General features: G+C 64.4%; 13 protein-coding genes. 3 read left to right on the forward strand and 10 right to left on the reverse strand.

Annotated features, from left to right (window positions below; translation table 11 throughout):
- Positions 1-4: 4 nt before the first annotated feature.
- A complete protein-coding gene (locus AC5IJH_RS02740) occupies positions 5-793 on the forward strand; it encodes an MBL fold metallo-hydrolase (protein WP_491901260.1) in 789 nt (262 codons plus the stop codon).
- On the opposite strand, the gene AC5IJH_RS02745 is transcribed toward AC5IJH_RS02740, so the two are convergent.
- The 7 genes from AC5IJH_RS02745 to AC5IJH_RS02775 form a co-directional block, all read right to left on the reverse strand.
- Positions 790-2,982 (reverse strand): GAF domain-containing sensor histidine kinase, encoded by a 2,193-nt coding sequence (locus AC5IJH_RS02745; protein ID WP_491901261.1) that lies wholly within the window; start codon positions 2,980-2,982, stop codon positions 790-792. The genes AC5IJH_RS02740 and AC5IJH_RS02745 overlap by 4 nt on opposite strands.
- Before the next feature lie 44 nt (positions 2,983-3,026).
- Entirely contained in the window at positions 3,027-4,958 is a 1,932-nt protein-coding gene (locus AC5IJH_RS02750) for a beta-L-arabinofuranosidase domain-containing protein (protein WP_491901262.1), read from the reverse strand.
- A gap of 152 nt (positions 4,959-5,110) precedes the next feature.
- On the reverse strand, positions 5,111-5,329 hold the full coding sequence (locus tag AC5IJH_RS02755) for a hypothetical protein (RefSeq protein WP_491901263.1): 219 nt from the start codon (positions 5,327-5,329) through the stop codon (positions 5,111-5,113).
- Positions 5,330-5,339: 10 nt separating this feature from the next.
- Positions 5,340-6,341: an FAD binding domain-containing protein gene (locus AC5IJH_RS02760; RefSeq protein ID WP_491901264.1), complete on the reverse strand. Its 1,002-nt coding sequence runs from the start codon at positions 6,339-6,341 to the stop codon at positions 5,340-5,342.
- The gene (locus tag AC5IJH_RS02765; RefSeq protein WP_491901265.1) at positions 6,338-8,866 is read right to left on the reverse strand and encodes a xanthine dehydrogenase family protein molybdopterin-binding subunit; all 2,529 of its coding nucleotides are present in this window, start codon (positions 8,864-8,866) and stop codon (positions 6,338-6,340) included. Before AC5IJH_RS02765 ends, AC5IJH_RS02760 begins: the two co-directional genes overlap by 4 nt.
- Positions 8,867-8,868: 2 nt before the next feature.
- Positions 8,869-9,537, reverse strand: a complete 669-nt coding sequence (locus AC5IJH_RS02770; protein WP_491901266.1) for a (2Fe-2S)-binding protein — start codon at positions 9,535-9,537, stop codon at positions 8,869-8,871.
- Between the two features lie 224 nt (positions 9,538-9,761).
- Complete coding sequence (locus tag AC5IJH_RS02775; protein ID WP_491901267.1) at positions 9,762-10,748, reverse strand: chemotaxis protein CheB; 987 nt, start codon at positions 10,746-10,748, stop codon at positions 9,762-9,764.
- 329 nt (positions 10,749-11,077) lie between these two features.
- Here AC5IJH_RS02775 and AC5IJH_RS02780 point away from each other — a divergent pair, with 329 nt between their 5' ends.
- Positions 11,078-14,920: a CheR family methyltransferase gene (locus AC5IJH_RS02780; RefSeq protein WP_491901268.1), complete on the forward strand. Its 3,843-nt coding sequence runs from the start codon at positions 11,078-11,080 to the stop codon at positions 14,918-14,920.
- Between the two features lie 12 nt (positions 14,921-14,932).
- Complete coding sequence (locus AC5IJH_RS02785; RefSeq protein ID WP_491901269.1) at positions 14,933-15,577, forward strand: response regulator; 645 nt, start codon at positions 14,933-14,935, stop codon at positions 15,575-15,577.
- A gap of 13 nt (positions 15,578-15,590) precedes the next feature.
- Here AC5IJH_RS02785 and AC5IJH_RS02790 read toward each other — a convergent pair whose 3' ends face one another.
- The 3 genes from AC5IJH_RS02790 to AC5IJH_RS02800 are packed head-to-tail and all read right to left on the reverse strand — an operon-like array spanning position 15,591 to position 18,755.
- Positions 15,591-16,328, reverse strand: coding sequence for a glycosyltransferase family 2 protein (locus AC5IJH_RS02790; RefSeq protein WP_491901270.1), 738 nt, complete (start codon positions 16,326-16,328; stop codon positions 15,591-15,593).
- Positions 16,316-17,380, reverse strand: coding sequence for a radical SAM protein (locus tag AC5IJH_RS02795; protein ID WP_491901271.1), 1,065 nt, complete (start codon positions 17,378-17,380; stop codon positions 16,316-16,318). The genes AC5IJH_RS02790 and AC5IJH_RS02795 overlap by 13 nt, the downstream gene beginning before the upstream one ends.
- Positions 17,373-18,755, reverse strand: a complete 1,383-nt coding sequence (locus AC5IJH_RS02800) for an MptA/MptB family glycosyltransferase (RefSeq protein WP_491901272.1) — start codon at positions 18,753-18,755, stop codon at positions 17,373-17,375. The genes AC5IJH_RS02795 and AC5IJH_RS02800 overlap by 8 nt, the downstream gene beginning before the upstream one ends.
- Positions 18,756-18,763: the final 8 nt, after the last annotated feature.

Below are 18,763 nucleotides of genomic sequence, written 5' to 3' on the forward strand. Positions count from 1 at the left end.
CCGTTTGTCTTTTTTACTGTTTGGCCGCGAGCGTGCCCTGCTGATCGATACCGGCTCGCGCAATGGGAACCTTGCCCCAGCGCTGACCGAGGCGATGCACCATTGGCTCGCGCGCAATCACCGCAGCAGCATCCCGCTCGTGGTGGTGCATACGCACTCGCACGAAGACCACGTGTTCGGAGACAAGGAGATTGCCGCGCTTCGTGACCCGGCGGTGCCGGTGACGCTGATCCCGGCAGAGGTGGAAGCGACCAAGCGCTTCTATGGCATTGCGCATTGGCCGCAGGACGTGGGGCAGGTGGATCTGGGCGACCGGGTGATCGACCTGATCCCCATTCCCGGACACGATACTGTCAGTGTGGCTTTTTATGACCGCAACACTGCCGTGCTGCTGGCTGGCGACAGTCTTTACCCGGGACGTCTTTATGTCGTGGATTTCGCTGCATTCCAGGCCAGCACGGAGCGGCTGATCGCGTTCACCGCGGGCAAGCCGGTGGCCCAGATTCTGGGCAATCACATCGAGCAGTCGAGCACGCCCTTCCTCGACTACCCGGTGGGAACCATGTATCAGCCGCAGGAGCATGAGCTGCAGCTCTCACGCGGGTCACTGCTCGAACTGGAGGATGCACTGCTCAGCATGCACGGCACACCACAACGTCTGGCGCTTCGCGATTTTTCTATCTGGCCGGTGGGCGCCAAGTTCCAGTCACCCAACGAGGAGAGCGCGTACAAGCAACACGTGGCCGAGCAAAAGCGCCGCATGTGGGACCAGGCAGCGCCGCCCGCGCCTTAGCTGTGGGACGGCGTGATTGCCGCGGCAGGAGCGGCTTTCTGCGTCTCTTCCGGCTCGCGGGTCGCGCGCGGCAGTGAGGCGGTGACGGTAGTCCCGGACGCGCCGGGGCTCGTGCTGGTGATGAGGTCCAGCGTGCCTCCGTGTTTCTCGATCAGGCCACGTGACACCCACAAGCCGAGTCCGGTGCCGACCTCGGCCTTGGTCGTGAAGAAGGGCTCAAACAGCCGATCGCGCACGTCTTCGGGGATACCCGAGCCAGTGTCGGAGACAACGATGTCGACGCGGTCCGGCTGACGACACACAACGATCCCGATGGCGCCGTGACTGGTCGCATCGATCGCGTTCGAGATCAGGTTGGCAAGCACCTGCTTGATCTCGCCTGCATTGGCGAGCACGAGGCTTTCCGGATCCGCCTGGCAGTGCAGACGGATGGAGCGAGCCTCCGCACGGCTGCGGTAGAGGCCGCACATCTCGGCGGCAGCGACGCCGATATCGACGACACCCGCCGACTCGGATTCGCGATAAAAGCCGAGCGTCTGCCGCACAACATGACTCAGCCGGCGAAGCTCGCCGTCGGCAACACGCAGGTGCGCCATAGCTTCGGCTGGAAGATCATCCATGGACGAGACGAGATAGATCAGGTTCGTCAGTGCCTCGAGTGGATTGTTGACTTCGTGCGCGACTGTCGCGGCAAGCCGGCCCGCGGCTGCGAGCTTTTCCGTGCGGCGGAGCGCCTCTTCGGCCAGGCGCGACTCTGTCACGTCCAGAGTGACACCGCTGATCCCGATTGCCTTGCCACTCGCGTCACGCTGAATACTGCCGCGGGATTCGACCCAGAGCACACGGCCCGACGGAGTGATGGCGCGATGCTCCATCTGGATCTGCTCAGCATCGGAGTCGAGCACGCTCTCGAGGGTCGCCAGCACGGCCGCGCGATCGTCTGGATGGACGAGGTCGCGGCCGCCGTCGAAGCCCGGCTGCGCCTCGAGGGGTATCCCGTGCAGCAGCTTGAACTCGTCGGACCAGGTGATGCGTTGATGGACGAGGTCCCACTGCCAGCTGCCCATGCGGGCGGCTGCGTGGGAGAGCCGCAATTGCTGCTGCTGCTCCAGCACCGCGCGATGTAGTTGCGCATTTTCGATGGCGGCTGCGGCGCGGCGTGCCAGGTCTTCTGCCATCTGCACGTCATCCGCATCGAAGAAGCGCGGGCTGCCGGCGGCGAGCAGGCGAATGACGCCGAGGATGCGCTCGTGCCCGGGCAAAGGAACCAGGATGCTGGAGTGAATCTGCATGGCCCGCAGCATGTCCAGTTGCTCAGGACTCTGCGCTGCCGCGGCGATCATCTCGTCCGTGATTTCGGTCGCGATCTCCGGCTGGCCGGTGCGCAGGACAAGGCCGACGCCGCGATCATCGCTCATCACTTCGGGAAAGCGGCGCTGATACTCCCTGGCCTGCTCGAGCATTGCCGGATCCGCATGCGCCGTGATGATGCGGTTGGCGACGCCGTTCTCTTCGACGTACACCACGCACCAGTCCGCGATGCTCTCCACGGCCAGTTGCGCCACCCGCTGCAGGGTAGCTTCGTAGTCAAGCGACGAGGCGAGTGCAGCGCTTGCGTCCGCGAGAAAGGCGAGACGCTGCCGTTCACGCTGTGCTCCGTCACGCAGCTCGCGCTGTTTGAGTGCGGTGGCCGTGAGGTTGCCGAGAGCGGCCGCGTAGTCGAGATCGCGGGCGGTGAAGTGTCTCGGGTGACGCCAATAGAGAGTGATGGTGCTGGGACGCAGTCCGCTCGCGGGTTGACCTTGCCGGCTGAGCGGGACCACGAGCATGCTGCGAATGCCCTCTTTGCGATAGGTTTCGCGAAACGGCTCGAGCATCGGCACAGTGCCAATATCTTCAACCGCCATGATGGAGGTCGGCGGAGCAGCCGCGGAGGATGCCGGAATTTCGAGACGATACGAGGGGGAGAGCCCCAGGCTCGCGATGGCACGCCAGTTGTGCTGGGCATCGATCTCGGACCAGACGGCATAAGCATCTGCCGCTAGCACGTTGCTCGAGATCTCGAGAATGCCCGAGAGCACGGACTCTTCGCTTGAGGCGTCCAGCAGCATGGACGAGGCCGCGAGCAGCACTTCCAGTGCGTCAGCGCGCTCGGTTTGTGTCTCTTGAGTGTTCGGCCGGTTCGGCATTCAAGAGAAATCATACGCACCGATAGCGTGCTCAGGGTGAAGAGCTAGCCGTGAGGTTTTGTATCCGCGCCGGTGTTGACGGGTGGGAATGCCGTGATGCGCAGCTTCGCGGCGGCGTACGGGATCAGCGTCGCCGTTTGCGCGGGGCCGGGCGCGGGTGCAGCCGCTGGTACCGGATCGGCGACACCATCCTGCGCTCGCCAGCCAGGCACCGGGTGCGCCGCCAGTTCGATGACGACGGGCGCATTCTGAGCAGTGAACGGCGAACCCGCGACGATTGGACGCTCCGTGACATGCGCGGAGAGCGCTGCAGGGTCGAGCGCGAAGTTCCAAGCGCTGGCGGGATAGACCTGCCAGTCAGACGCGGGGCCCCGGTCGCGGAGCTTGAGCCAGTCCTGCTGAACCTGCAGCGAGAAGACCAGCGGCCCACGCTCGACCGCCACGGAATCGTGGAACCAGCGGGAGGTGCGCAGCTCCATTGGGAAGCTCAGCTCGACGGTGTCCCCTGGATTCCAGGTGCGATCGAGCACGGCGAACGAGCCGGGCTGCGGCGCAGGCTCGGCTTTCCCATTGATACGAATCGTCGCGTCCTTCGCCCAGTCCGGCACACGCGCGCGCAGCGGGAAGGCGAGTGGCTTGTCGTGCTTCAGCGTGATGCGCACATCCGGACGGAATGGGTATTCGGTGTCGACGGTCATGTGCACGGCTGTGCCTCGCAGCTTTGTCGAGACCTCGCACGGGGCGTAGGCCGCGAGCACGAGTCCGTCATCCGCCGAGCGCATGACGAGGCTCGAGGTGAACTTGGGCCAGCCCTGGTGGTAGTTCGCGGTGCAGCAGCCGAAGTTGGGTTCGAGGCCGTAGATGTTCGACTCGGGCCCGTCGGTCGTCCATGGCCGCTGGTGCAGGCTGACCTCAACCTGATTGGGCTGCTGGTTGTACTGGTGCGCCCACATGGTATCGGTGAACGCGCCGGGGAGCGCGTTGTACGCGATCCGCTCCAGCCGGTCGCCGAGCGCGGCGTCACCGACGATGGCAAGGGACTGCTCGAGCGAGAACATGGCCTCGACGACAGTGCAGAGCTCTGTGCCTTGCGACGGATTGCGACCGGCAAGGTGCTCATCTGCGGAGAAGATGCCGTTGGGCAGACCGTGGTATTGATCGAGCGTCGCAAGCTGGCGCTTGATCGCATCACGATCCTGCTGCTGCCCCGAGAAAAGGTACCAGACCGGTGACGTTTTCAGAGCCATGGCCTGGTTCACGCCGTGGCTCTGCATGGCGCGGTCGTTGTTTTCGCCGGGCCTCAGGTTGAGATACGCAGCCGTGCACGGCTCCGTGAATGGAAAGTTTACAAACTGGGCCTGCCAGTCGTAGCCCTGGCTGTAGAGCAGGCGCGCCAGGTTGAGCAGCATCGGATCGGGCTGACGCTCCATGAGCCATGCGGCCGAGAGCGCCTCATCCTGCCAGCGGTAGCGGCCCCAGTCTTTCAAGGGACGCCCCGGGAGCTGGCGCTGCTGGTAGGCGAAGTAGCGGGACATGGCCGGCAGCACGCGAGCGTCGCCGGTCGCCTCGTGATACTGCGACCAGACCTTGAGCATGACCATCCGCGGCCACCAGTCGTCGTTCGACTGGGGACCGAACATGCCGTCCGGCCGCTGTGTACGGAGGGACCAGTCGACAAAACGCTCGGCGAGCGACTTCAGTCGCTCGTCATCGAGCTGCCACGCGAGGGGTACGAGTCCGTCGAGATAGTAAGGTCCGCGCTCCCAGGATTCACCGCTGCCGCCGAGCCAGCCGCTGTTCGGGCCGACGTCGGGCCAGACCTCGTATAGGTGGCCTGACAGGCCAGTGGCCTGGACCTTGAGCTGGTCGAGCAGCCAGCCGCGCGGCCGAATCGCGCCGAGCGGCAGCGGCGTGAAGGCGCGCTGACCCCGGAGTTGGCTGGCTGGGCTGTCTGCGGAGAACGCGCGTGCAGGCACGGAGAGTGCCGCGGCGGAGAGTGCAGCCGCCTGCAGAAAAGAGCGGCGAGTGGGTCTGGCGTCCGATGTAGACGCGAACGGTTTCCGAGCAGAACGGTCCTGAGTCACAGTGTTCCCCAACGGCGCGCGAGGCGGCTAGCGTGCGAAGGCGATCAGGACTCGCACGGCTCCCAGCAGGCGCGGCCCTGCTGGCAGTTTGACCTATGGACGTAGTGTTCATCCGGACCAGCCTTACCCATGGTCTTCAGACACCAGTAGGTAGTGGTGGAGCCGACGAGCTCCTCCATGTCGTCCGCGAAGTCACCAAAGGCTCCGTACGAAGACTTGCTGCGAAGCGACGCACAACGGATCTGCACAAGCGATGCTGACATCGAGGATCTCCTATCCGATCGCGCTGGGGTCGCGCTGCATCTTGCCGGCGGCCAGCAGGATGGTGCGGTAGATGGCTGTTTCGAAGAGCTGCACCTTGTAGGCGTTGCCGGAGAGCGGCGTGGCATCCTGCATGGCAGCCTTTGCCGCGGCACGTGCGGTGGCCTCGTCGATGGTCTTGCCGGTGAGCGCGGCTTCCGCCGTCGCCGAGCGAATCGGTGTTGGGGCGGCGACGCCCATGGCGACCGCAGCCTTGCGGCAGCGATCCCCATCCATCTCGAGCACGATGGCTGCATCGGCCAGCGGCCAGTCGAAGCTCTCCTTCTCACCGTACTTCTGGTAGGCGGAGCGCGTGCCCGCTGCGGGCGTGGGCACCATGACGGCGGTGATCAGCTCGCCCGGCTGGAGAGCGGTCTCGTTGATCAGGCTCTTCTCCGGCGCGGTGTAGAAGTCGCGCATGGCGACCGTGCGCTTGCCGCGCTTGCTGGTGAGTTCGAGCTGTGCATCCATCGCCAGAAGGGGCACGGCCGTGGATGACGGGTGGACCATGGCGCAGGTCTCGTTGTTCATCACCGCGTGATACTGGTTCTCACCCTCGTGCGCGTGGCAGTCTTCGCTGGTGCCCTTCTTGCGGCAGTCGAAGTCGCTCGAGCGGAAGTACCAGCAGCGCGGGCGCTGCGTGAGGTTGCCGCCGAGCGTGGCCATGTTGCGCACCTGCGGCGTGGCTGCGTGCCCAGCGGCATCGGAGAACGCAGCGTAGCTCTTCTGCACCTCCGGATGCGCGGCGATTTCACTGAGCGTGACCAGCGGGCCGAGGTGCAGGCCGTTGTCGCCCGCGCGAATGCCGCGCAGGCTTTCGATGTTGCGGATGTTGACCAGCTTGGGAGGCGTGAGAATGCCTTCCTTCATCAGGTCGAGCAGGTCAATGCCGCCTGCCTTGACCACCGCTCCGCCGTCGAGCTCGGAGAGCGCCTGGTCGACCGTTGAGCAATCGACGTAGACAAACTTGTTCATGCCTGCTCCTCCGTGCTGATCCTGCCGAGCGCTGTCAGGACGCGCGACGGCGTCATCGGGATGTGGTGCATGCGGACGCCGGTCGCGTTGTAGAACGCGTTGCCGATCGCCGCGGCCAATGTGATGATCCCGGCCGATTCGCCGATGCCGGCTGCATCGGTCGAACTCTGCGCGAGGTAGTTTTCGATCAGCACGACTTCGATCTCCGGCACTTCGCGGGAGCCGAGAATCTTGTAGTTCTCCAGGTTCGCGTTGAGCATGTGGCCCGAGCGGTCGTCCATGATGCGCTGCTCGAACAATGCGTACGAGATGCCCTGCAGAATGCCGCCGTTCACCTGGCTGATGACGCCGGTGGGGTTGATCGGACGACCGCAGTCATGCACGCCGAAGACTTTGTCGATGTGCACGCGCCCGGTCTCGGTATCGACCGTGAGCTCCACGTAGTCGACGCCGCCGTAGGTGATCTTGTCCTTGGCATACTCCGGACGGCGCGTGGCGCGCGCGGAGATCTCATCGGTCGGCATCTTCGCGGCAATCTGCTTGAGCGTGTAGGTGCGGGAGTCGTCGCCCGCGACCATCACCTTGCCCTGATGCACCGTGAGCTGGTCCGCCGTGGTGCCGAGCTTCGGCGCGACTGCCGCGAAGAGCTGCTGCTTCGCGTGGTAGGCGGCGTTGCGCACTGCCGGCGTGATCGAGCCTGCCGTGATGCTGCCGCCGGAGTCTGGACCGATGGGGTAGCGCGTGTCGCCGATGCGAACGATGATCTGCTCGGGCGGGATGCCGAACTCCTCAGCCACGCACTGCGCCAGGATGGTCTTGGTGCCGGTGCCGAGATCCTGCACCGCGGACATCAGCTCGACCGAGCCATCGCGGGAGACGCGGACCTCGCACGAGCTGTTCATGTTGACGAAGCGGTACCAGACTGACTGCGCCATGCCGGCGCCGCGCTTGATCGGGCCAGAGTCCGCGCCTGCGGGACGGCGGCTCTTCCAGTTGGTGCGCTCGCGGATGATCTGCCGCTCCACGCGCCGTGCCGGACTCTCGTCGATCTTGTCGCGGAGGTCCATCGGGTCCATGCTGAGCTTGACCGCGAGATCGTCGATCACCTGCTCATACGCGAAGCAGCCCTGCGGATGACCCGGTGCGCGGAACGCCGCACCAGGACCGGCGTTGATGAAGACGTCGTACTCCTCGGTCAGCAGGTTGGCGGTCTTGTAGAGATTCGTTGCCGGGCCGGCCGTGCCTGCGCCCGTGCCGACACCGGCGGTGCCATAGCTGGTGAGCTGGACCGCGGTCAGCGTGCCGTCCTTCTTCGCGCCAACCTTCAGGATCTGGTGCGAGTCGGGGCGATTGCTGACGATGTGCTCCTGCTTGCGGTTGAGCATCAGCTTGACCGGGACACCAGCCTTTTGCGAGAGGTAGGCCGCGACCACGCCCTCGTTGCCTGCGCCGAACTTCGCACCGAAGCCACCGCCCATGTACTCGGTGATGACGCGAACCTTGCTCTTGGGCAGCTTGAAGACGTCCGCGAATTCGTTGCGGACACTCGAGGTGCCCTGCGTGGAGGCGTAGACCGTGACCTCTTCCGGCTTCCAGTCGACGACATAGCCGTGCGTCTCGAGCGCGGAGTGGGTCTGCACCTGCGTGAAGTATTCACCCTCGACAACGACGTCGGCATCCTTGAAGCCCTGCGCGACGTCACCGACTGTCTTGCGCTGCGGCCCATGGACGTTGCCGACCTGCGGCACGCCCTTGGGACCGCCACCACCGCCCGCGCTGCCGGCGGCATCGGCGGGACCCGGAAAGACCTTGGGTGAGTCGGTGGCGCGGGCTGCGCCGCGTTCGACGACAAACGGCATCGTGTCGTACTGCACCTTGACCAAGGCGACTGCATCGCGGGCGATCTGCGGGGTGGTCGCGGCAACACCGGCGATGGGCTGCCCTGCGTAGCGGATGATCGGGTAACGCGATGGCGTCTCGAGCTTGGGATCGCGCAGTTCCGCGAGTCCGTACGTGTGCTCGATGACGTGGACGGCCTTCACTCCCGGAAGCTTCTCGGCAGCGCTGGTGTCGATCGACGTGATCTTGCCGTGCGGCACGGTGGCCGTGATCATCTCGGCGTAGAGCATGCCGGGCAAGTTGACGTCCGCGGTGTAGCGGCCGGCGCCGGTCGCTTTCGCCGGACCGTCGTAACGGATGGTGGGCTTGCCGATGTAGGTCAGCTCGGAGTTCTGCGCGAGCGGTGGCGGCTCGTCCGCTGGCACTTCGCGCTCGATGTGCTTGAGACCGTCCTGCGGAATCCCGATGAGGAAGGAATCTTTGCGCTTGGGGCCAGGCGTGGCGGCGGTGGTCGGCGTCGCCGCGTCCTTGTGCTCAGCCTCGCGGGTGGGCTTGGCTTCGCCCTGCACGCCCTGCGGACGGGACTTCTGCTGGCCGCTGCTCTGGCTTGCGTTTTGGGTGCCGCTCTGACTGTTGCTCTGGATACCGTCTGCGGGCAGTACTTCGTTGATCAGCTCAGGTGCCATGGTTAGACCTCCTCTGCCCGGGTGAGTGAGATGAGGCTGGCACTCTGGCGCTCGCGTGCCACATCGAGCGTGGCAGCGAACACCTTGGGATACGTGCCGCAGCGACACAGATTGCCGCTGACCGCGTGCTTGACAGCGGCGAGATCCGGGTTCGGATTGCGCTCGAGCAGCGCTGCGCAGCTCATGACCATGCCGGGTGTGCAGAAGCCGCACTGCATGGCATCGTGCTTCACGAAGGCGGCCTGCACCGGGTGCAGGCGCTGGCTGTCGCCGAGGCCTTCAATGGTGGTGATCTTGTGGCCCACGGCGTCTACCGCAAGCGTCATGCAGGCGAGCTGCGGTGTGCCGTCGACCCACACCGTGCAGGCCGAGCAGGAGCCGCGATCACAGACGACCTTGGTGCCCGTGAGCCCGATGTTGTCCCGCAGTGTCTCGGCGAGGGTGTAGCGCGGCTCGACCTTGACGGCGTGCACTTTGCCGTTGACGTGCAGCTTCAGATCGACAGCATCCGGCCCGAGCGAGGGATCGTCTTTTGCGCCCTGCTGGGCTTCGCGTGCCAGTGCGGTGGCCGTCTCCAGCACGGTGGTGGCGGCGGTCACGCCGGCGCCTTTCAGGAAGCCGCGGCGGGTGAACGCGAGTTTCGGCTTTTTCGATTCGGGTGTATCAGGCACGGAAGATGCCTCCGGGATCAGTATCGGCAATGCGAGGACGGTTTGATTAAAGGTCGGTGCGGAAGTGAGCGCAAACGCTTTCCGAATCATTCTGAACCCGGACAGCAGAGTCGGGCAAGCGCGCCTGCCGGGTGCACGGCCGATCCGGCGCGGTTTGTTCGCGCGGTCACAGAGCATCTGTCAGAACAGGCATAGGGGAACGGCGCGCAGGTCAGGCGCGCAGGTCAGCGGGACTCAGTATCGAGAGTGTCGGTATTGAGAGTGTCGGGACGGGGCGCATCGGGGAGCAGCGCCGAGGTGGTCTCTCGCTCGACCAGCGTGCGCATGGTCTCGAGCATCTGCTGGCGCTGGGCGATCTCGGCTGCGAGTGCTTCCGCGGCCGAGGGATCAAGCTCTGCCCTCTCCTGCTCGAGCAGATCGAGGAGCTCTTCGGACTGGCCCACGGCCTTCCACATGGCGCGCTCGATGGTGCCGCTTTTCTCCGCGATCATTGTCTTCAAGCCGAAGCGATGCCCGACGTGGCAGGAGAACTCCTTCAGCCGGCCCAGGGAGCGAACGCGCATGACGCCACCACACTCGGGGCAGGCCTGCCGGGTCAACTCCCCCTCGGGGGCAGGCGCATGGAGCGGTCGAAATCCGTTCGTTTCTGCCATGGTCAACCTGGTCAGCAGTGGAGCGATCTCGGGCGTGGTCAGGATGTACTGCACGTTGAGGCCACGGATCGCGCTCTCCGGCATGGAGCGGTAGGCGGCTTCCTTGGGGTCCTGCACGATGGTGGCGCCACCGCGCTGCTGGATCTCCCAGAGTCCGGCGGCTCCATCGTCGAGCATGCCGCTGAGCAGAAGACCGCTCACGCGCTCTCCGTGGTGGGCGGCGGCGGAGCGAAACATGGTGTTGATGCAGGGCCGGTGCAGGTTCTCCCTGGGACCGTGCCCAAGGTGAACGGTCGCTCCGGTCAGGAGAAGGTGATAATCGGGAGGCGCAACGTAGATGTGGCCTTTCTGGATCGGCTGCTCATCCCAAGGATGGAGCGCCAGCAGCGGCCCGACTCGATTGAGCACTCCGGGCAGAATGCCTTCGCCGCGCTCGGACTGGTGCAGGGTGAGGAAGATTGCCGCATCCAGGTCCGCGGGAAGACGCGAGACGAGTTCCTGGACGACGTCGAACGCGCCGGCGGAGCCGCCGATAGCAATGATGTCCCTTCTCACCATTTGTTAAATTGGATGCGAGACAGGTCTCCAGAATTCCGGAGCAGACTCGGCTTTCGTCGCCTCGGCAGACCACGGTGTTGACGACTGCCAACAATATTTATGTTGTCTGGGGAAGCTGGACTACCCCTACTGATTTGGGACATCCTAGGGGTGGACGAGTCCGGCCCGGAGTGAGAGACCTCGGCCAGGAGCCTTCCCCTCTCAGCAAGCGACGGTCCTGTCGCTGCTGCGCCTCAGGTTGGGCCGCAATCGCGACGCTTCGCGAGTCTCTTTTCGATCCTTTACCGCGCGGCATTGCGAGTTATCCTTGCCCTGCAACAGGCGCTCCCATGAAGAAAAAAGATAGAAAAGTCGCTGGTCATCCGACCGACGATCAGCACTCGCCCCCCGAAGAGTTGGCCGAAGCAGGGAATAGTGAAGAGACGCCCGAGGAGGTTTCTGTCGCGCTCGTCGTAGCGGGGCACCCTGTTGACCCGGAAGCTCTCGAAGAGAGCCGGCATGGATCGGCGCTGCTGAACCTCTCGATTGAGCCGACGCCGGAGGCGCAACACACGCCTTCCCTACCCTACCCAGTGGTCGGCTTTGGCGCGTCCGCAGGCGGCCTGAAGGCCTTCCGCGAAGTTCTCGAGAACCTGGACACCACTACGGGGATGGCTTTTGTGCTGGTGACGCACATGTCGCCGGACCACAAGAGCTACCTGACCGAGATCATCGAGCGGTACACGCGGATTCCGGTGCGCCCGGTGATCGCCGGCGAGCGCCCCCTGCCCAATCATTTGTACGTGCTGCTGCCCAACCAGATCCTGCAGATGAAGGGCGGCATGTTCGTGGTCGAGGATCGCAGCGACTTCGCGCGTCCCCCTCTGGTCATCGACACCTTTTTCCGATCGCTCGCAGCGGACCAGAAGAATCATGCGATCGGCGTGGTGCTGTCCGGAGCCGATTCAGACGGCGCATCCGGGCTGAAGACGATCAAGGGGGAGGGCGGCATCGCCCTGGTGCAGACGCCGTCGACCGCGGATCAGCCGGGCATGCCCCGCAGTTCTATCTCTGCCGACCACGTGGACCTGGTGGTGCCGCCGGCGGAGTTGGCAGTCGAGCTGGGCCGGCTGGCTTACCAGTTCTCCCGGCCGGAGGTGCGCTCGCTCGAGAACGGCGTGGCGCCGCCGGATGACGAGCATTCGTACCAGCGCATTCTGCAATTGCTGCGCAACGTGTCCGGGCTGGACATGCGCCAGTACAAGCCGGAGACACTGCGGCGGCGCATGGCGCGCCGCGTTCTGCTGATGCGCAAGGACAGTCTGGCGGACTACTACAAGCTGCTGCAGTTGCGGCCAGAGGAGCTGCGCCTGCTGCAGGAGGACCTGCTCATCAACGTCACCCGGTTCTTCCGCGACCCGGGGTTGTGGGATTCGATCCGCGACAACGTGCTGCCGGAGCTGCTGCGGGAGCGGAGTACGGATCGTCCGCTGCGGGTGTGGACGGCCGGCTGCTCGACGGGTGAGGAGACCTACTCACTCGCGATCCAGATCATTGAATACCTTTCGGCGAACGGACTGGATGTGCCAGTGCAGGTCTTCGGTACGGATGCCAGCGACCAGTCGATCGAGATGGCGCGGCTGGCGGTGTACCCGGAGTCGCTCGCGAACGAGATTTCGCCCGAGCGGCTGCGCCGGTTCTTCGTCAAGGTGGATCGCGGATACCAGGTCTCCAAGCGCGTGCGTGACACCTGCATCTTTGCGCGGCAGAACCTGTGCAACGATCCGCCGTTCTCGCATATCGACATCCTGAGCTGCCGCAACGTGATGATCTATTTCAACCAGATGTTGCAGCGCCAGGTGATGATCACGTTTCACTATGCGCTCGAGCCGGGCGGCTACATCATGCTTGGCATGTCAGAGGGGCTGCGCGGTTACAGCGACATTTTCTCGACAGTGGATCGCAAGCACAAGATTTACCAGAAGAGCGGCGTCCTGCTGCCAAACAGCTACGACATGCCGCGCAACTACTCGCTGACGCAGCCCGCCGGCACACCACGTCATGCCGGTGCGCTGAGCGAGACGAACATCTGGCCCGAGATGGAATTGCAACGGGCGGCGGACCGGATTGTGCTGGCGCGCTTCGGGCCACCGGGGCTGATTGTGGACGAGCGGCTGAACGTCATCCAGTCGCGGGGACAGACCAGTCCGTACATCGAGCTCTCGCCGGGTGGCGTGAGCTGGAACCTGCTTCGCGTGCTGAAGGAGGGTGTTGCCAGCGAGGCGCGCAACGCTGTGCAACGTGCCATTCGCGAAAATGTGCCGGCGACCGCAACTGCAGTGCTGAATGACCCGGAGAGAGGCGAGCACAAGGTTCAGATCGATGTGCTGCCCATCACGAGTGCGATGGCGCGCACCCGCTGCTACCTGGTGCTGTTCCAGGCTGCCGCAACTGCCCAGGCAGGGCCAGTGGACATGCTGGCCTACAACGCCCTGACTCCGGATGAGAAGGATCGTTTGATTGCGCAGCTCCGGCAGGACCTCAGCTCCACGCGCTTCCACCTGCAATCGCTGATCGAAGAGCGCGATGCACGCAACCAGGAGCTGGTGTCGGCGAACGAGGAGATCCAGTCCGCGAACGAGGAGTTGCAGAGCACCAACGAAGAGCTGGAGACGACCAAGGAAGAGCTGCAGAGCGCGAACGAAGAGCTGCAGACGGTGAATGAAGAGCTGCAGCAGCGCAACACCGTGCTGACGCAGACCGGCAACGATCTGACCAACCTGCTGAACAGCGTCAACATTCCGCTGCTGATGCTGACCAGCGACCTGCACATCCGGCAGTTCACCCCGCCGATGCAGCGGCTGCTGAGCGTGCGCTCGGCGGACATTGGTCGAGCGATCGGCGAAATCCGTCTGCAGCTCAGCCTGGAAAACATCGAGCCCATTCTGCACGAGGTGCTCGAAACGCTGGGCACGCGCGAGCTCGAAGTCCAGGATCGTGACGGCCGCTGGCACCTGCTCCGCGTCCGCCCGTATCGCACGGCGGAAAACAAGATCGAGGGGCTGGTCGTAGTGCTGCTCGACATCGACCAGCTCAGGCGCAGCCAGCAGCAACTGGTAGACGCGCATCACTTCGCGAGCACGGTGATGCAGAGCGTGCCTGTGCCGGTCGTGGTGGCGAATGGCGATCTGAGCATCCGCACCTCCAACCAGGCCTTTCGCGAGTTGAGCGAGATGAATGCGAAGGAGCTGGACGGGCGCTCCCTGCCCGACCTGATGCAGCACCTCTGGTCCATCGATGGCATGCGGACGAAGCTCGAAGATCTGCTCGCGTTCCCCGATCGCACCATCTCGTTCGAGCACGAGTCGGGAACGGCCAAGAAGCTCACCATGCTGGTGAATGTGCAGGTGCTGGCGACAGAAGGAGAACGCATCCTGCTGCTGATGCTCGAGGACATTACGCTGCGGCGTGAGTCCGAGCGCCAGGTGACAGAACAGAAGGAGGCGCTGCAGAGCAAGGTGCAGTTCACCGAGCGAGCGCTGAACCGCACGAAGGAAGAGCTGCGCAGCCTGGCGGCACACCTGTTCACCGTGCAGGAAGAAGAGCGGGAGCGCGTGGCGCGGGAGCTCCACGACGATGTGAGCCAGCGGCTGAGCTTGATCGAGATCCAACTGACACAGGTGCAGACCGGGACGGGATCAGGGCCGACCCTCGACTCCGCCCGCGAACAGTTACAGGCACTGAATACGGACGTGCGGCTGCTGTCTCACCAACTGCATCCGTCGATGTTGAAAGATCTGGGGCTGCCCGCAGCGTTGCGGGCGCTGGTCGAGGAGTTCGGCATGCGTGAAGGGATGCCTGCCACCTTCTCTGCCAGCGAACTTCCGGAGACCTTCCCCGATGCTGCCGCGACGGCGATCTACCGCATCACACAGGAAGCCTTGCGGAACGTGACAAAACACGCCGGGCGCACGCACGTGAAGGTTTCGTTGCAGTTTGTTAGCGGCCGGTTGGAGCTGAGGGTCGTGGACTTTGGAATGGGGTTCGATCAGGAAGCAGAGACCCCCGGCGGCGGGCTGGGAATGATCAGCATGCAGGAGCGCGCCCGCAATGCAGGAGGCACCTTTGAGGTGCGTTCCGCCTTGGGCGAAGGCACAACGATCCATGTCTGCATTCCGCTCAATCAAGACTGAGAGGTACGAATCATGAAACGCGTACTACTCGCCGACGATCACTCGCTGATGCTGGAAGGCCTTGCCGGCCTCCTTCGGACAGAGTTTGAAATTGCAGGCTCGGTGTCGAACGGCCGCGCCGTGGTGGAAGAGGCCGAGCGGCTGAAGCCGGACCTGGTGGTGCTGGATATCTCGATGCCGGAGTTGAACGGTATGGAGGCGGCACGCCGCATCCGGAGACAGGTGCCCAGCGCCAAGCTGGTCTTTGTGACCCAGCAGCTCGACCCTGCTTATGTTCGCGCCGCATTCGAGGTGGGCGCGATGGGATACGTGGCCAAGCAGTCGGCCGCAAATGAGCTTCGCCACGCGCTTCGGCTCGCACTGGTCGGGCGTTTCTATGTGACGCCGCTGGTGCAATCGCGCGATCCGCACCTGACCTCGACACGCAGCGACCGCCTGAACCCCGGGGCCATGTTCGGCCGGCAACTGACGGTGCGGCAGCGCGAGACACTGCAGCTGATCGCCGAGGGCAAGTCGGCCAAAGAGATCGCGTCCGCGCTGAACATTTCGGTCAAGACGGTTGAGTTTCATCGCAACGCGCTGATGAACGAGCTCGGCATCCGCACGACGGCGGAGTTGACGCGGTACGCACTCAGTCACGGTATCGTGGGCGACTAGCGCAACCTAATATTCAGGACAGCGGCGTGACGCTGTTCCGCGCGTGCAGACGTTGCAGACTGCCGACGCGGAACACCACGAGAACCAGCCGCCACGCCGTTTTGATGGACGCGCGCAGAGAGCCCGACACCTTGGACACGCCACCCTGCCGCCGACGGCAATCGACCGGCACTTCGAGAATGCGTAACCGCCGCTGCGCTGCTTTCATCTGCATCTCGAGGTTCCACCCGTAGGTCATCTCCGACATGCGCAACTGCTCCAGGCAGTCGCGGCGAATCACGCGCATCGGCGCCATATCCGTATAGCGCACACCATAGAGCAGATGAATAATCCTGCCGGCGAGCCAGGCGGCGAGCACCTGGGAGGGCAGCATGCTTCCCGGCTCGGCGCGGCCGCGCGTGCGCGATCCGATCACGAAATCATGCGTGCCGTTGATGACTGGCGCCAGCAGAGCGGGCAGCTGCGCGGGATTGTCGCTGCCGTCCCCATCGAGGAAGGCCAGGATGTCGGAGGCTGGATCGGCAGCGGCCACGCCAGCCGCACAGGCGCGCCCGTAGCCGCGAGCCGGGGCCGCGACAACTCGCGCGCCGGCAGCGCGAGCCACTGCTGCCGTCCCGTCCGTGCTGCCGTTATCGACGACGATGCACTCGCGGACCCAGCCCCGGGGTATCGCCTGCACGACGGCGGCGATCGGCTCTTCCTCGTTCAGTGCCGGGATGATGAGGGTGACACGCGGTGCTACAGACTCCATCGCAACCCACAATTGCTGCAGGTCGCGGGCGGCGCATCGCTCATCAATTGGCCGCGGAACTGCTGGTACGCAGGCCCGTTCCAGATTTCGCGCAAGGTCTGTTGTGTCGCATCGCCCAAGGTGAAGCTGCCGTAACCATGCATGGAGAAGGGCGCGATGCAGCACGGGATGGCGCGCCCGGTCGCGGTAAAGTACATCAGCGACCAGGGACGTCGGCATAGCGACCAGGGGCTGTCGTCACGGCTCTTCTTGATGCTGGTGCCGGGCTCGGTAGCGCCTGAGGCGTTGAATGTAATGCCGAGCGATTCGGCGAGCGACGTGGCGCGGGCGATTACTGCCTCCTCGTCCACGGTGGTCTTCTCGAACAAGGCACTCTCCGGTCGAGCCAGCCCGTGGCCGCCCTCGGTGAAGAACACGAGGCGCTGCAGGTAGACCTCGCGGACATGGAGCGAGTCGGCGATGCGCACGAACTCTTCGAGCTGGTGCAGCGTCTCCCGCAAGCCGGTCAGCCAGAGCGAGACACGCGGCAGCTCGTGCCCACCGCTGATCTGCATCTCGCGGAAGCGGCGCACGTTCTTCACGATGCGATCGAACATGTCCTTGCCGCGAACCTGCTGAAAGACGCTTGCATCCGCGGCATCGAGCGAGACTCGCAACTCATTCAATCCGGCGTCGATCAGCGCGCGACCATTGCGCTCGTTGAGCAGCGTTCCATTGGTGTTGAAGAGGACGTAGATGCCGCGCCGGCGCAGGTAATCAACCATCTGCGGCAGGTGCTTCACGAGCATCGGTTCGCCGACCCCGTGCAGCACGACGCGCTTGAGGTTCTGCGCCTGGTCGACGATCTTGACGAAGAGTTCCCAGGAGAGATCAGCCTCGGGCTCCAACTGCTCGTAGGTGCGCGGGCACGTGGTGCAGAGCAGGTTGCAGCGATTTGTCACCTCGAGGTAGAGGCAGACCGGCTCCTGCTCGACGATGACGGAGAGTTCATCCTCCGGACGCTCGAAGTAGCGGCGCATGGACTGCGGCGGACTCACCAATGTGTCACTCATGTTCCCTCGCGATTGTCAGCATGGTCGTGTGGGCATCCAGCATGTGCGGCGGCTCCGGACTGCCAGAGAGACGACTTGCGAACGCCACGGCAGCCCGGCGCTCGAGTGGGTCGGCGATCAGCAGGAAGAAACAAAATCCACCGTAGAGCCAACTGTTCATGCGGAACATCGGCTCTCCCGGCAATCCCAGTTGCGTGGACAGCAGGTATGTCGCCGCGAGGACCAGGTAGATCGCCGGTCGCCATGGCCACAGCACAACAAAGGGTAGCAGCCACAGGAAGTACCAGGGGTAATGCGGAGAGAAGCAGAGCGTCAGCGCGGTAGCCAGCACGAGCCCGCTGCGGATTCCCTCCTCTGCAGTCCGGCCGGCGCGACGCCAGCATAGCCAGGCGAGCACAGCGAGTCCGGCGGCGCAGAGCACCAGGTAGAACTCTGGCCGAATGAACAGGTGGGTGATGCGCTCAAACAGTTGCAGCGGGAAGTAGCGAGTGCCGCTTTCGAGGCCTTCCTCCTGCGCATACGCAGGAAGGAAGCCAAGGACGCCCTTACCGACCGTGAGATACGGAGCGTAGCCGAGGACGACCAGGCCGGCAAACAACGCGACTCCCCACGCCGCAGCACGCAGACGCTGTGGCAGCAGAGCCGGCAGCAGCGCTGCGGGGTAGAGCTTGATCAGCGTAGCGCCGGCCAGCCATGCGATTGCGCCTTTCCAGCGACCGCGCAGCATCCAGAGCAGTGCCAGCGCGATTGCGGTGAGCGCGCCTGCGTCCACGTGCCCACTGCTGCCAATCTCATACACGCAGACCGGCTGCCACGCGTAGAGCAGGATGCGCTCCCGGGCTGCGCCGATCGCACCGAGACACAGCAGGAGCGCCCAGCAGGTGATAGCCTCGCACAGAACCATCGCCGCCTTCATCGCAACCACGGAGGAGCGGACGGAGGTGACGGCATAGAACACCATCTGCGCGCCGGGCGGGTAGATGGTGTGGGCGTAGTCCCGGCGGTTGATGCGGGGATAGACCTGAGCATCTCGCAAGCCTGCGAGTTGTGGGTCCGCCGGGATGTGGCGATAGGGATTGATGTGCGCGTGCTGCACTTCCCCGTCCCAGACGTAGCGATACACATCGGTCGAGAGGAATGGCGGCGCGGCGACGGCCAGCATGCGCGCACTGAGCGCGACAGCAAGAATGATCCAGAGAGTCAGCCGATTCGAACGTCCGCGCTCGATTACCGACAGCCCACCTAACCAGATCGCAAGTTGGCAGAAGATGGTTTCGCTCAGTCCGTGGGTGAAGTGCGAGAACTCGTGCACGCCGGTTCGTGTGAGCTCAACGAAGAGAGCCCCCAGCAGTAGCAGGCCCAGGTTGGTCGCCATCGCGGTTG

The organism is Candidatus Dedyshia acidiphila (assembly GCF_051025295.1).
In the GTDB taxonomy this organism is placed as follows: domain Bacteria; phylum Acidobacteriota; class Terriglobia; order Terriglobales; family Acidobacteriaceae; genus KBS-83.

Bases quoted from the DNA above. Each gene is read 5' to 3' on its own strand.
- AC5IJH_RS02785 (WP_491901269.1), top strand. From the start codon at position 14,933: ATGAAACGCGTACTACTCGCCGACGATCACTCGCTGATGCTGGAAGGC.
- AC5IJH_RS02775 (WP_491901267.1), bottom strand. From the start codon at position 10,748: ATGGTGAGAAGGGACATCATTGCTATCGGCGGCTCCGCCGGCGCGTTC.
- AC5IJH_RS02800 (WP_491901272.1), bottom strand. From the start codon at position 18,755: ATGGCGACCAACCTGGGCCTGCTACTGCTGGGGGCTCTCTTCGTTGAG.
- AC5IJH_RS02760 (WP_491901264.1), bottom strand. From the start codon at position 6,341: ATGAACAAGTTTGTCTACGTCGATTGCTCAACGGTCGACCAGGCGCTC.
- AC5IJH_RS02780 (WP_491901268.1), top strand. From the start codon at position 11,078: ATGAAGAAAAAAGATAGAAAAGTCGCTGGTCATCCGACCGACGATCAG.
- AC5IJH_RS02795 (WP_491901271.1), bottom strand. From the start codon at position 17,380: ATGAGTGACACATTGGTGAGTCCGCCGCAGTCCATGCGCCGCTACTTC.
- AC5IJH_RS02765 (WP_491901265.1), bottom strand. From the start codon at position 8,866: ATGGCACCTGAGCTGATCAACGAAGTACTGCCCGCAGACGGTATCCAG.
- AC5IJH_RS02755 (WP_491901263.1), bottom strand. From the start codon at position 5,329: ATGTCAGCATCGCTTGTGCAGATCCGTTGTGCGTCGCTTCGCAGCAAG.
- AC5IJH_RS02790 (WP_491901270.1), bottom strand. From the start codon at position 16,328: ATGGAGTCTGTAGCACCGCGTGTCACCCTCATCATCCCGGCACTGAAC.
- AC5IJH_RS02745 (WP_491901261.1), bottom strand. From the start codon at position 2,982: ATGCCGAACCGGCCGAACACTCAAGAGACACAAACCGAGCGCGCTGAC.